The following is a 12,675-nucleotide window of genomic DNA, read 5'->3' as shown; positions in this document are numbered from 1 at the left end:
TATCAGCTGCAGATAAAAAAACGGGCCGGAGAAATTCCGGCCCGTTTTTATTTGGTAACTCTGTTTACTCAACCCGCATCATCAGCTGGCATATCATCCGGCGACGGATCGAGTTTGGTAATCAGTAGGCGATCGATACGATTGCGATCCATATCGACCACTTCAATCCGGTAACCTTCCCACTCGAAATGATCCGACATTTGCGGGATGTGACCAAGGAAGGTCATCACGAAACCAGCCAGCGTGTGATACGTACCGGATGCTTCTTCCGGGAAACGCACTTCGGTTTCCAGCAATTCGCGGAAGCGATCAAACGATACACCACCATCAATCAGCCATGAACCATCTTCGCGACGCACACCGTCGACTTCATGATGTTCATCGATCACCGACACATCACCAACCAGCGCGCCCAAGACGTCACTCAAGGTAACGATGCCTTCGATCTCGCCGTACTCATCGATCACCAATGCCAGTTCGGCACGATTTTTCTTCAAGGTTTCCAGCAACTGCATCGCGCTAATGGTTTCCGGCACGAACAATGGTGGACGCGTGGCAGCTGCGATATCGACAGTCGCGATAGATTTTCCGCGGATGGCCTGTTCAAACAAACTACCCGCGTGCACGATACCAATCACATGCGAGATATCACCCTTGCAGACTGGAAAGCGGTTGTACGAACTATCAGCAATCTTGGCCAGATTCACTTCTATTGAATCTTCCAGATCAATAAAGTGCACATCCAGGCGCGGCGTCATCAAACCGGCGACGCGCTGGTCATCCAGGCGCAAGGCACGCGATACGATATCGTGCTCGGTTTTTTCAAACAGACCGGCATCCGCACCTTCGCGGAACAAGCCAGCGATTTCCTCTTCCGTAACAGAATCGTCCTTCTTGTGTTGCATGCCGAGTATGCGCAAGATGAATTCGGTCGTCACAGTCAGAATTTTGACAAACGGCCCCATCAGACGCGACAGCCACAACATCGGTGCAGCAACCAGAGAAGCGACGACTTCCGGATATTGCATCGCGATGCGCTTAGGCACCAACTCACCAAGGATCAGGGAACCAAAGGTAATACCGACCACGACCACGGCCAGCGCAATTTCGCGCGCATAGGAAGCGACGAAAGGAATCATGGCGACTTCAGGCGTCAGACGCTCGACCAGCGAAGCTTCACCGAACGCACCGTTGAAAATGCCGATCAGTGTGATACCTACCTGTATCGTGGAGAGGAAGCGACTAGGACTATCCGACAGATCAAGTGCCGCTTGTGCACCCCTGCTGCCGTTTTCAGATAATTTTTGGAGACGAATACGTTTGGAGGTAACGATCGCAATTTCAGACATGGCAAAAATGCCATTGACCAGGATCAAACCCAGGATAATTAATATGTCCACTACTAAGGGAACTCGCAGTTTCTACCCGCTAGCCCTACTGTTGATAAGTCGTGAATCATATCATTAGCGTGCGCCACAGCATCAAAATGGCCAAATTCTTGGCCTGAAATGCACATTTCGCCAGGCTCAGCAGAACAGACAGGTGCGCTTCACGATCTCGGCAATCAGGAAAGCTACGGCCGACCACAGCACGGTAGAACCGAAGGGCAGGACGAACATGCGGCCAAAAAGCTTGAAACGTACATCGCCAATAATGCGGCCGACGCCCAGTTTTTCGATAATCCATGGGATCAACGCGTAAAAAACCGTCAAACCGATAAAAATCACTGCGACCCAACGAATCATTCCTACTCCCCCGTTAAATGGACATGCCAGAGGTCAACCTTAAAACAGGCGCGCCAGCAAAAAAACCGCCAGCGATAACAAGACCGTCGAAGCAAACGGCAAAAAGATGGTTTTGCCAAACAAGGTAAAGCGCACATCACCCGGCAATCTGCCGACACCAAATTTTTCCAGCCACGGCAAGGCAGCGGAAAACACGATCACGGCAATAAAGATGACAAGGAACCAGCGCAGCATGGGCAACTTTCATGACACGCTGACAAACTTTGCCAGCGTCTGGTCTCGATATTAAAGTCGGCGGCTTTGATCCGCGCGATCGAACTGGTCTGGCAACTGTACGCCTTTGCCGACTACCAGCACTTTGAACAACTCGCCCATTTCCGCTGGCGAGGTCAATTTTTGTACCGCATTCGCTTTTGGCAGATACGCCATATGATCGTCCGGCGCAGTGACCAGCAAGCGATCACCCAAACCAGCCGCCAGCAGGAAACCCGCCTGGCTCATATAGCCAACCATCTCCAAACCGTTACGTACCGCTGCATACGCCATCGCAGTGAAATCAACGTGCGCCGTAATATCTTGCAAACCCGGCACGTAAAACGGATCGGGATGCGAATGATGACGATAGTGGCACATCAAGGTGCCTTCGACCCGCTGATCCAGATAGTATTCGCTCGCCGGGAAGCCATAATCGATCAGTATCGCCGCCCCGCCCTTGCCTGATTGCTCAAAGCCCGCCGTCAGCATGGTCGCCAACGAACCCATAAAGCCAACTGCAATCGGGTGCACTTCGGTCAGATAACCGATAGGCAACTCTTCCGCATCCGGTATTTGCGCCACTAACTCCTGGTCGCATGGGCGATCAGCAAAAACAAAACGTCCATCCTCGAAGCCAACGCCACGTTCCAGCCAGGCGCTTTCCTCTTTGACAACCAGCGACACCGGCATCGCGTCCAGCACTTCATTGCCGAGCACAACGCCGGAAAATGCCGGCGGGAAGTCGTCCAGCCAGGTCACTTGCGGGAAGCCGGCTAGGGTTTGTTGTTGTCGAGCACGCAACTCGCCAGACAATTCAACGATGGAATAACGTTCCAGCGGAATACCGGCAACCGCGCATTCAGTCAGGATATCCAGTGCCAATTTACCGGTACCAGCCCCGAATTCCAGGATTTGCGGTGTACTTTGCGTCATCAGGTCGCCAGCCGCGTGGGCCAGCGTTTCACCAAAAAGCGACGTAATTTCGGGCGCGGTTGTAAAATCACCGTCTTTGCCAAGTTTTGCAGCACCGCCGCTGTAATAACCGACATCCGGCGCATACAGCGCCAGCTCCATATAACGGGCGAAAGAAATCCAGCCATCATGACGGCGAATTTCGTCAACGATCAGGTGCTGAAGCGCGTGTGACGCAGATAATGCGTCTGAAGAAGGTTCTGGGAGTTGCAGTTGCATGGCGGTATTGTAGAGAAATCAGCGAAACACACAACCATTCATGTCCACAGATAAACAAACGTCATTGAAAAAGACCGCACTTGTGACCGGTGCCGCCAAGCGCATCGGCCGCACGATCGCGCTCGCCTTGGCGCAACGTGGCTGGGATGTGGTGGTGCATTACTCGCGTTCAGAAGCCGAGGCGCAAGCCACCGTTGCCGAGATTGAGGCCATGGGTCGACGCGCCATCACCCTGCATTGCGACTTGAATGATGAAGCTATGGTCAAAACGCTGGTACGCCGCGCCTCGACTGTGCTCGGTCCTATTTCCTGCGTGGTGAATAACGCCTCGCTATTTGATTACGACAACGCGGCCGATTTTTCCGGCGCGACGCTGGACGCGCACATGCATACCAATCTGGTCGCGCCGGTTTTATTGGCGCAAGCCTTGTACGAAGCCACGCCGGATGGCACGCAAGCCGTCGTCGTTAATCTGCTCGATCAAAAGCTGTTTAATCTGAACCCTGATTTTTTGTCGTACACGCTATCAAAAGCCGCGCTGCACAGCGCCACTACCATGCTGGCGCAAGCGCTCGCACCTAAAGTACGCGTGGTTGGCGTTGCACCTGGCATCACGCTGGTATCTGGCGACCAAAGCGAAGCTGGATTTACTCGCGCACATAAAGTGACGCCACTGGGTCGCTCCAGCACACCGGACGATATCGCCAATGCAGTCTGCTTCGTCGCTGAAGCGCAAGCGATGACTGGCACCACATTGGTCGTCGATGGCGGCCAACACCTTATTCCATTACAACGCGATGTGATGTTTGTCGCATCCTGATTCTTTAAGATTTTTCACCTGCAGTACAACCGGTTTACAACTATGAATTCGTTTTTGTTCCATCCACAACTCGCTGATTGCCGCCGCCTATTCCTGCGTAATTACGAAGTACAAATCAACATCGGCGTGCACGACTTTGAAAAAAAAGGCGAGCAGCGCGTATTGATCAACGTTGATCTTTTCATTCCATTGAAGGAATCGACGCCGACCGCTGATCATCTGGATGAAGTCGTCGATTACGACTATATGCGCAGCACGATCGCCAAGCGCATGGCGCAAGGTCATATCCATTTGCAGGAAACCCTGTGCGATGACGTAGTCAAAGCCATGCTGGCACACCCGAAAGTCCGCGCTGCACGCGTTTCAACCGAAAAGCCTGACGTCTATCCCGATTGTGAATCGGTAGGCGTCGAGGTCTTCCAGATCAAGGGGAATTAAGGTGTCGCGATCCGTGATGAACGCCGCGCCGGAAACGGATGCAGCGCTGAGTTTCAAACAGAACGAGAAGATCGTTTACGAAAACAACAAGCTGCACAAACGTCTGTGCCGCCAGGTTGGTCAAGCCATCGGCGACTTCAACATGATAGAAGACGGCGACAAGGTCATGGTCTGTCTGTCCGGTGGTAAAGATAGTTATGCGCTGCTGGATATCCTGATGACGCTGCGCGAGCGCGCGCCTATCAAGTTCGACATCATCGCAGTCAACCTCGACCAGAAGCAGCCGAACTTCCCCGACCACATCCTGCCGGCTTACCTGAAGCAACTAGATATTCCGTTCCATATCGAGAACCAGGATACCTACAGCATCGTCAAGCGCTTGATCCCGGAAGGCAAGACCACTTGCTCGCTATGCTCACGCCTGCGTCGCGGCATTCTGTATCGTGTCGCCGATGAATTGGGCGCCAACAAGATCGCGCTCGGCCATCACCGCGACGACATCATGGAAACCTTTTTCCTGAATATGTTCTTCGGTGCAAAGATCAAAGGCATGCCGCCGAAATTGCAATCCGATGACGGCAAGCACATCGTGATTCGCCCATTGGCGTATGTGAAAGAAGCCGATACCGAGCGCTATGCACAGGTAAAAAACTTCCCTATCATTCCTTGCGATTTGTGCGGCAGCCAGGAAAACCTGCAACGCAAACAAATCAAAGGCATGTTGCGCGAATGGGAAAAGAAATTTCCCGGCCGCGTCGACAATATTTTCTCTTCACTCTCGACCGTCGTGCCTTCGCATTTGATGGACAAGGACTTGTTTGGCTTTGCTGACTTGAAAGCAACCGGCGAGGCGATGGCGAATGGCGATATCGCGTTTGATGAAGAACCATGTTCGACCGGAACTACCAGCATTTCCAGCATCATTCCTCTGCGCTCAGATTCAGATGATTGAGTAACTATGTAATTAGTTTAAAAAAGGCTCCGAGATTCGGAGCCTTTTTTATTTCCATCGCAGCATTTGTTTATCATGCAGATTCAGACAGCAATTTTTCTGGCTGTAAAAAACGCTGCATCGATATAAAACGAATAATCGTCCTGCACCTCGAAATAAGCACGGGTTTCTTCCGGTGCTGAATCGAGCAGACTGCGTATCGCCGTCACACGTTCAGACGGCGTACGCATGCGTGCTATCCATTCGTCGAACACCATTTTCAACTTCCAGCCATTGACGTACTCATGCGCAAAACCAGCACCTGCAAACATCGACGACCATTCCGACACTCGGTAATCGCGCACATGCGAAGCATCACGCAGCAACTCCACCGCTTGCAAAGTCGTGTCGTGCAAGGCGATTTCCGATGCGACGATATCGATGACGATCACGATGCCGTTCGGACGCAGCACGCGATGCATTTCGCGCAAGCCGGTCGGCACGTGCAACCAGTGATGCGCCGAAAAACGCGTGATCACGATATCGAAAGAAGCATCGGCGAATGGCAGTTTCTCGGCCTGCGCCTCCTCGGTTTCGATATTCGTCAAATTACGTTGCGCGGCTGATGCAGCAACTACTGCCAACATTTGATCCGATAAATCGCACGCGGTGACCTTTGCCGCAAATGGTGCCACCGCAAAACTGATATGACCGCCACCGCAACCCAGATCCAGCACTGTCGGCGCTTTGAAGCTGCGCGCAATCTCTTTCACCGCATCCAGATCGGCACCTTGTGCATGTACCGTACTGGTCAAATACGCTGCTGCCGTATTGCCGAATTGTTCTGCTACCACTGCTGCCTGTTTCATTTTCCACCTCCACATGATTGGGTAGATGTACGATAGGCGATGATTTATTCTGTAACAAGATAACACTTTATACTGGTATATTTTCTGCCAGAATGACACGCAAGATAGCGACTATGCATAACAAACTCGGCGACTTCATCCGCTTGCACCGCGAACAAATCAAACCGCAGGATGTTGGGCTGCGCGCCGACGGACGACGTCGCACGCCGGGTTTGCGCCGCGAAGAATTGGCGCAACTGTGTGACGTCAGCCCAACCTGGCTCACGTGGCTGGAACAGGGGCGGCCGGTATCAGCATCAGCCAAGGTCTTGAGCAAGCTGGCAGAAGTAATGCATCTGACCACCGCCGAGCGGACGTATTTATTCCGATTGGCAGACAAACTCGATCCGATGCTGGAAGTCAGCAACGACAGCCCGAGCAGCAATCTCGACGCCATCGTCAAAGCCATCACGGCACCGGCCTACATACTGAATCGGCAATGGGATGCGATCGCATGGAATCGCCCGGCTAAAGATTTGTTCAGCGGTTGGCTGGATGCGAGCAAGAAGAAATCCGCCACGACAACCCAAGCCAATCTCTTGCACTTCATGTTCAAGGAAGAAAAAGCACACGCCTTGATTGCCGATTGGCCGGATCGTGCGCAACGCCTGGTCGCGGAATTCCGCGCCGATTGCGGCAAGTATGCGGATGAAGAACCGCTGGCAAGTCTGATCAATGACTTGATGCGGGCAAGTGAGGACTTCAAGAAGCTGTGGAATTCGCAACACGTCGTCGGACGTGACGGCGGCACACGACGCTTTATGCACCCGATTAAAGGCGCACTGACGTTTGAACAAGTGACCTTGAATTTGGCCGCAGGACGTGGCTACAAACTAGTGATGCTGCTGCCGGAATAAACTCGTTTAGCCGAGAAAACTTGCAATCAAGCCGCAGCCGCCAGCTTGTTGAAATCATTTACCCAGTCCTGCAAACTTTGCACAAAATACTGTTTTTGCTTGGGCGTCGCAGCATGCATGATGCCGACTATCATATTGGCATTCGCATCATTTAACGACTCGAAGAATTTCTGATGCTGCAGATTGCCAAAGCGCTCATCCATCGCAGTCACAAATTTTTTCAGCATGGCCGTTGTGGCTTCTTTGCTCGGCTTTTCATTGTGTATTTTTTTCAGCAGCTCGATCAACTCTTGCTGTCTGTGCACACGCTCGGCCATCAGCAATTCATTATTCAATGGACGCGCATCTGATAAGGCGCGTATTTTTACTTCCTGCTCCTTGCTGAAGCTGCCGAACCAAAACTGCGCCTGCTGCAAAGCTTTTCTATAACGGAATTCCTGACGTTCTTCAGCGCTGCCAACCAGATACTCCTTGCGGAAGGTGTCATTGGATTTGGCGAATTTCTTTTCAATATTGACTATCTGTTCTGGCTTCAACGATAAAGCCAGCTCGGCAAAGTCCGGCACTGCCCTGTCTGCGATCTGTAATAACTGCGTTTTTACATCGTGATAATCATTCAGCAAATCTGCCTGCGTCACCGTGGCGAAATCGCGATGCTGCATACGTCCCATCAAATGCACGTATTCTTTCAGTTGCGTTTTGCGATGCCAGACGAAGATCGCATCGATACGATGCTTGACCCACTGTTTTTGGCTGCTGTCGAAATCGACATAGCTGTTGAGCCACCAGTAAGAAATGGTTTCGCCATTGCTGTAGCCCAGGCGTGCCGCGCTGCATCCGAGCAACAATATCGCCATGCCGCAGATCACTGCTTTTTTTGCAAAAGTATAAAAGGGACGCGTGATAAAATTTTGCATTCTTTTAACTGGCTTCCTATGAATATCGTCATTCTTGCTGCAGGTATGGGAAAGCGCATGCAATCCGCGCTGCCGAAAGTATTACATCCTCTGGCGGGTAAGCCGCTGCTGTCACACGTGATCGATACCGCGCGGCAATTATCGCCATCGACACTCTGCGTCATCTATGGCCACGGCGGCGAGCAAGTACCGCAATTGCTGCAAGCCAAGGATCTGTCATTCGCCAAGCAGGAACCGCAACTGGGCACCGGTCATGCTGTCATGCAAGCAGTGCCGCAGTTGGATGATCATACGCCGACGCTGATTTTGTATGGCGATGTGCCTTTAACGACTGCCGCGTCGCTGCAGCGTTTGTTGGACATCGCGGGTAACGATAAGTTGGGCATTTTGACCGTCGATCTCGATAACCCGACCGGATATGGCCGCATAGTTAGAGAAAACGGCGCTAAAGATGCTGCCATTAAGCGCATCGTCGAACAAAAAGATGCCAATGCCGATGAACGCGCAATACGCGAAGTCAACACCGGCATCATCGTTGCCCCAACGGCTTTGCTGAAAAAATGGCTGGCCAAGTTGTCCAACAACAATGCGCAAGGCGAGTATTACCTGACCGATATCGTCGCCAGCGCAGTCGCCGATGGCGTGGCAGTCGTCTCAGCCCAACCAGATCACGTGTGGGAAACCCACGGCGTCAACAGCAAGGTACAACTGGCTGAACTGGAACGCATACACCAAGGCAATATCGCACATGCATTGCTGGAACAAGGTGTGACGCTCGCTGATCCGGCACGCATAGATATACGCGGTACATTGACTTGCGGACGCGATGTGACCATCGATGTCGGCTGCGTATTTGAAGGCGATGTGACGCTAGCTGATGGCGTACGCATCGATGCGAACTGCGTAATTCATAATTCCACTATCGGCGCGCGCACACATGTACGTCCTTACAGCCATTTTGAAAATGCCGTAGTCGGTGCCGACTGCATCATCGGACCTTATGCGCGTCTGCGCCCAGGTACTGTGCTGGCAGAAGACGTACACATCGGCAATTTTGTCGAAGTGAAAAATAGCGAGATCGCGGCGCACAGCAAGGCCAATCATTTGACTTACGTAGGCGATTCCACCGTCGGCTCGAACGTCAACATCGGCGCTGGCACCATCACCTGCAATTACGATGGCGTGAACAAATCACGCACCATCATCGAAGACGACGTTTTTGTTGGCAGTGCGACGCAATTGATTGCGCCGATACGCGTCGGCAAAGGTGCGACTATCGGCGCGGGTACCACGCTGACCAAAGATGCGCCAGCAGACAAGCTGACCGTTTCACGCGCGAAGCAAATCACGGTCAATGGCTGGCAGCGTCCGGTCAAGATCAAAAAGTAATACGATGCATCAATATAAAAATCGGGCCGCGGCCCGATTTTTTATTTAACTCATCATCTGCACAGCCGCATAACGTTTGCCGTAATATAACTGCACGCCTATCGCCAGCAACGACAAGGCAAGACCCATCGTACAGACACCGGGCCAGCCCCAATGACTCCAGGCCATATTGCCGACCACTGAACCGATACCACCACCGAGAAAACGCGTCACGTTATACACCGTATTCAAACGACCCAGCGCTTCACTTTTCAATGCAAAGTTGCGCGTCATATTGGATACGTGACCGGATTGCATCCCAAGATCAAGCAGCACGACACCAATCGCAAGGCCAACCAGATCGTAACCGAACGTAGCGAACACCCGATACGCGACAACAAATGCAATACTGCTCAGCATCACGGTCAAACGCGGGCTGTTGCGATCCGATAGTTTGCCTGCATACGGCGCAGCCATTGCGCCAATCACACCAACAATACCAAACATGCCTGCAACATCGCTGCCATAAGCCTCCGGCAAACTGTGCACTTGAAATACCAGCGTGGTCCAGAACGCGCTGAAAGCGGCGAATTGCAGTGCTGCGACCAGCGATGTTTCGCGCAATACAGGCTGTGTACGGATCAATTCCAGCATCGATTGCATCAACGATTTATAACTACCGTGAAAAGTCGGCGGCCCTTTTGGCAAGGTGCGTCCCAAGACAAAAAACAGCGCGATCATCAGTGCGGCAGCGATCCAGTACATGGTTTGCCAACTAAAGTGCGCACCGACAAAACCAGCAATCGTGCGCGACAGCAAAATGCCGGTCAGCAAGCCGCCCATCACGATGCCGACCACACTTCCGCGCTCCTTCGGTTCCGCCAATTGCGCCGCAAAAGGTGTGATCAGTTGCGGCACGATGCTGGTAAAGCCAACAGCAAACCCGGCAGCAATCAACCAGTACATGGATGGTGCCAGCGCAGTGGCGACCAAGGCACAGGTCGATGCCAGCAACATCAGTCGAATCAGCTTGCGCCTTTCCAACATGTCGCTCAGAGGAAGGAACAACAACATGCCGAACGCATAGCCAAACTGCGTCAATGCCGCCACGGCCCCGGCCGATTTTTCTGTCACACCAAAGGTGCGCGCAAACTCGATCAGCAAAGGTTGGTTGTAATAATTATTGGCAACGACGACACCGCCGGTAATTGCCATGATCCAGACTGTTGATTTGCGCAGCATGATGTTTTCCTTGAGTTTCAGTAACTGAAAAACAGTCTATGCGCGCATCAATCATAAGGAAAATACTGTATTTATTCCTCATTCATACCTATAAAATATAAGTAGATCTGATTCTGAAAGCTTGCAATGGATATCCGGCAACTCAAATACTTCATGGCCATCGTCGAAGAAGGCCAAATCAGCCGCGCCGCCAAACGACTGCACATGGCGCAGCCACCGCTCAGCCTGCAATTGAAAATGCTGGAAGAAAATCTCGGTGTGCAACTGATAGAGCGCAATACCAAAAGTCTGCGCCTGACCGAAGCCGGCCACGCGCTGTATCAGCGCGCCGAACAAATCGTCGGTCTGGTCGAGACAACAACGAAGGAAATCCGAGAGTTCGATCAAGGCTTGCGCGGCACACTGGCGATAGGCAGTCCGCCCGGCATCGGTCATCTGTACATGCCCTCACGCATCGCCGACTTCCACGCAAACTATCCTGAAGTTAATTTTCAGTGGCGCGAAGGCAATACCTACCGCGTGCTGGAATTGTTGAGCTCACGCGTGATCGAGGTTGGCATCGTGCGTCTGCCAATTGATGACAACAGTTACGAAATCAAACCACTGGTAAGCGAACCGTGGGTCGCCGTCATACGCCTCAACAAAGAGCAAGGGCAAGTACGACTACCGACCATCACACTCCCGGAACTGGCACGAGAACCGCTATTGCTGATGCAACGTCAGCAAGGCATTCTCTGTCACGACATGGTGTTGGATGCGTTACGCGCAGCAAAGATAGAGCCCACCATATTCTGTGAAAGCGACAATGTCACGGCGCTATTAACGCTGGTGGAATTGGGATTGGGTGCTGCGATTGTTCCGCGCTCAGCAGCCGCGCTCAAAATCAGCGATGAACTGCACATTATGGATATCACCGATTGCAAACTGGAATCGAACGTTGCCATCACTTGGCTCAAGGGCCAACGCTTATCGGCAGCGGCAAAACAGTTTTTGGAAATGTTCTAGCACCGCACAAATTGCCGCAACCCTGAATATATCTCAACGCTTTTTGCGCACAGCGCGTCGTGTCGCAGCAACTGGTTTTGATAATTCCATAATCAGTTGACCGAATTCCAGCGCCGCCGGCGTCTTGCCATTGGCGCTCCAGATCAAGGTGAAATTAGCCTTCGGTAGTGGAGGTAAACCATACTGACCATCAACAATGCGCATGCCCGGCTCCATGTCTTCTTCAGGCAGCACCGTGATCGCCAGACCGGACAAAATCGCAGCGCTGATACCCTGCTGGCTAGGTGACGTGAACACGACATGCCAATCCATATTGGTATCGTTCAGCGCATTAACGCCGATACTGCGATTGATGCACGGTGGCGGAAAAAAGGCCAAGGGCAAGGACGACGCGCCGGATGCAACTTCAAACGATTCCGACGCCACCCACACCAATTGGGTTTGCCGCATCACCGTCCCTTCCTTGCTGTCGCCCGGCGTCATGATGACAGCCAGATCCAGTTCGCCATCATTGATCAGCGAGCGCAAATCCAGTTGCATATTGACCCGCACGTCCAATCGCACTGCGGGGAAAGCGTGCGCAAACTGGCATAACAGTGTCGGCAAGCGATCCCCAACAAAGGTTTCCGGCGCACCGAAGCGCACTTCTCCCGATATCGGCGACGGCTGAAAACGGCGGCTCAAGGCATCCATCGCACCCAGTATCTGTTCCGCGTGACGCACCAGATCTTCGCCATCTTCGGTCAAGGTCAGGCTGCGCGTCGTACGGCGCAATAGAGGTTGGCCGAGTTGCTCTTCCAAACGACGTATCTGGTGACTGATCGCCGACTGGGTCAGGTGCAGTCGTTCGGCTGCACGCGTAAAGCTGCCGGTTTCTTTCACTGCGACGAAGGCGCGCAAGAGGTTAGGGTCGAAGTCCATGGCAATAGATGACGGTTATTAATAAATTCCACAAATTTAAATCATTTGCATCACTAATGAGCTTAACCGAAAATCGC

At 52.5% G+C, this 12,675-nt stretch carries 14 protein-coding genes; 6 read left to right on the top strand and 8 right to left on the bottom strand.

From position 1 onward, the window contains the following. Nucleotides 1-68: 68 nt before the first annotated feature. The 4 genes from AC07N2_RS05615 to AC07N2_RS05600 form a co-directional block, all read right to left on the bottom strand. Nucleotides 69-1,400, bottom strand: a complete 1,332-nt coding sequence (locus AC07N2_RS05615; protein WP_083664465.1) for a hemolysin family protein — start codon at nucleotides 1,398-1,400, stop codon at nucleotides 69-71. Between the two features lie 126 nt (nucleotides 1,401-1,526). Beyond that, the gene (locus tag AC07N2_RS05610) at nucleotides 1,527-1,745 is read right to left on the bottom strand and encodes a DUF2905 domain-containing protein (RefSeq protein WP_076593014.1); all 219 of its coding nucleotides are present in this window, start codon (nucleotides 1,743-1,745) and stop codon (nucleotides 1,527-1,529) included. Between the two features lie 39 nt (nucleotides 1,746-1,784). Next, nucleotides 1,785-1,979: a DUF2905 domain-containing protein gene (locus AC07N2_RS05605; protein WP_494777390.1), complete on the bottom strand. Its 195-nt coding sequence runs from the start codon at nucleotides 1,977-1,979 to the stop codon at nucleotides 1,785-1,787. Nucleotides 1,980-2,030: 51 nt separating this feature from the next. Further along, complete coding sequence (locus tag AC07N2_RS05600; RefSeq protein ID WP_494777389.1) at nucleotides 2,031-3,191, bottom strand: class I SAM-dependent methyltransferase; 1,161 nt, start codon at nucleotides 3,189-3,191, stop codon at nucleotides 2,031-2,033. Nucleotides 3,192-3,231: 40 nt separating this feature from the next. On the opposite strand from AC07N2_RS05600, the gene AC07N2_RS05595 reads away from it, so the two are divergent. The 3 genes from AC07N2_RS05595 to ttcA are packed head-to-tail and all read left to right on the top strand — an operon-like array spanning nucleotide 3,232 to nucleotide 5,401. Further along, complete coding sequence (locus tag AC07N2_RS05595; RefSeq protein WP_494777388.1) at nucleotides 3,232-4,011, top strand: SDR family oxidoreductase; 780 nt, start codon at nucleotides 3,232-3,234, stop codon at nucleotides 4,009-4,011. A 42-nt stretch (nucleotides 4,012-4,053) separates the two neighbouring features. Further along, nucleotides 4,054-4,449, top strand: coding sequence for a dihydroneopterin aldolase (locus AC07N2_RS05590; RefSeq protein ID WP_076593011.1), 396 nt, complete (start codon nucleotides 4,054-4,056; stop codon nucleotides 4,447-4,449). A 16-nt stretch (nucleotides 4,450-4,465) separates the two neighbouring features. Further along, entirely contained in the window at nucleotides 4,466-5,401 is a 936-nt protein-coding gene (ttcA, locus tag AC07N2_RS05585; RefSeq protein ID WP_494778122.1) for a tRNA 2-thiocytidine(32) synthetase TtcA, read from the top strand. Nucleotides 5,402-5,484: 83 nt separating this feature from the next. Here ttcA and AC07N2_RS05580 read toward each other — a convergent pair whose 3' ends face one another. Then, nucleotides 5,485-6,249, bottom strand: a complete 765-nt coding sequence (locus AC07N2_RS05580; RefSeq protein ID WP_494777387.1) for a class I SAM-dependent methyltransferase — start codon at nucleotides 6,247-6,249, stop codon at nucleotides 5,485-5,487. Nucleotides 6,250-6,362: 113 nt separating this feature from the next. Between AC07N2_RS05580 and AC07N2_RS05575 the strand changes: the two genes are divergently transcribed. Further along, complete coding sequence (locus AC07N2_RS05575) at nucleotides 6,363-7,145, top strand: helix-turn-helix transcriptional regulator (RefSeq protein ID WP_494777386.1); 783 nt, start codon at nucleotides 6,363-6,365, stop codon at nucleotides 7,143-7,145. A 26-nt stretch (nucleotides 7,146-7,171) separates the two neighbouring features. Here the strand turns inward: AC07N2_RS05575 and AC07N2_RS05570 are convergent, their stop codons facing one another. Beyond that, a complete protein-coding gene (locus tag AC07N2_RS05570) occupies nucleotides 7,172-8,002 on the bottom strand; it encodes a DUF6279 family lipoprotein (protein WP_494777385.1) in 831 nt (276 codons plus the stop codon). Between the two features lie 78 nt (nucleotides 8,003-8,080). On the opposite strand from AC07N2_RS05570, the gene glmU reads away from it, so the two are divergent. After that, complete coding sequence (gene glmU / locus AC07N2_RS05565) at nucleotides 8,081-9,451, top strand: bifunctional UDP-N-acetylglucosamine diphosphorylase/glucosamine-1-phosphate N-acetyltransferase GlmU (protein WP_494777384.1); 1,371 nt, start codon at nucleotides 8,081-8,083, stop codon at nucleotides 9,449-9,451. 45 nt (nucleotides 9,452-9,496) lie between these two features. Here the strand turns inward: glmU and AC07N2_RS05560 are convergent, their stop codons facing one another. Continuing rightward, nucleotides 9,497-10,672, bottom strand: coding sequence for an MFS transporter (locus tag AC07N2_RS05560; protein ID WP_494777383.1), 1,176 nt, complete (start codon nucleotides 10,670-10,672; stop codon nucleotides 9,497-9,499). A gap of 126 nt (nucleotides 10,673-10,798) precedes the next feature. Here AC07N2_RS05560 and AC07N2_RS05555 point away from each other — a divergent pair, with 126 nt between their 5' ends. Further along, entirely contained in the window at nucleotides 10,799-11,677 is an 879-nt protein-coding gene (locus tag AC07N2_RS05555; RefSeq protein WP_494777382.1) for a LysR family transcriptional regulator, read from the top strand. Between the two features lie 33 nt (nucleotides 11,678-11,710). Here AC07N2_RS05555 and AC07N2_RS05550 read toward each other — a convergent pair whose 3' ends face one another. Continuing rightward, nucleotides 11,711-12,598, bottom strand: coding sequence for a LysR family transcriptional regulator (locus tag AC07N2_RS05550; protein WP_494777381.1), 888 nt, complete (start codon nucleotides 12,596-12,598; stop codon nucleotides 11,711-11,713). Between the last annotated feature and the right edge of the window lie 77 nt (nucleotides 12,599-12,675).

This window comes from Herminiimonas sp. GW821-FHT09C12, from assembly GCF_059416385.1.
The sequence above is the reverse complement of the archived record's forward strand: the minus strand, read 5'-3'. Positions and strand labels throughout refer to the sequence as shown.

Bases quoted from the DNA above. Each gene is read 5' to 3' on its own strand.
- AC07N2_RS05555 (WP_494777382.1), top strand. From the start codon at position 10,799: ATGGATATCCGGCAACTCAAATACTTCATGGCCATCGTCGAAGAAGGC.
- glmU (WP_494777384.1), top strand. From the start codon at position 8,081: ATGAATATCGTCATTCTTGCTGCAGGTATGGGAAAGCGCATGCAATCC.
- AC07N2_RS05600 (WP_494777389.1), bottom strand. From the start codon at position 3,191: ATGCAACTGCAACTCCCAGAACCTTCTTCAGACGCATTATCTGCGTCA.
- AC07N2_RS05550 (WP_494777381.1), bottom strand. From the start codon at position 12,598: ATGGACTTCGACCCTAACCTCTTGCGCGCCTTCGTCGCAGTGAAAGAA.
- AC07N2_RS05610 (WP_076593014.1), bottom strand. From the start codon at position 1,745: ATGATTCGTTGGGTCGCAGTGATTTTTATCGGTTTGACGGTTTTTTAC.
- AC07N2_RS05595 (WP_494777388.1), top strand. From the start codon at position 3,232: ATGTCCACAGATAAACAAACGTCATTGAAAAAGACCGCACTTGTGACC.
- ttcA (WP_494778122.1), top strand. From the start codon at position 4,466: ATGAACGCCGCGCCGGAAACGGATGCAGCGCTGAGTTTCAAACAGAAC.
- AC07N2_RS05605 (WP_494777390.1), bottom strand. From the start codon at position 1,979: ATGCTGCGCTGGTTCCTTGTCATCTTTATTGCCGTGATCGTGTTTTCC.
- AC07N2_RS05575 (WP_494777386.1), top strand. From the start codon at position 6,363: ATGCATAACAAACTCGGCGACTTCATCCGCTTGCACCGCGAACAAATC.
- AC07N2_RS05580 (WP_494777387.1), bottom strand. From the start codon at position 6,249: ATGAAACAGGCAGCAGTGGTAGCAGAACAATTCGGCAATACGGCAGCA.
- AC07N2_RS05560 (WP_494777383.1), bottom strand. From the start codon at position 10,672: ATGCTGCGCAAATCAACAGTCTGGATCATGGCAATTACCGGCGGTGTC.
- AC07N2_RS05570 (WP_494777385.1), bottom strand. From the start codon at position 8,002: ATGGCGATATTGTTGCTCGGATGCAGCGCGGCACGCCTGGGCTACAGC.
- AC07N2_RS05590 (WP_076593011.1), top strand. From the start codon at position 4,054: ATGAATTCGTTTTTGTTCCATCCACAACTCGCTGATTGCCGCCGCCTA.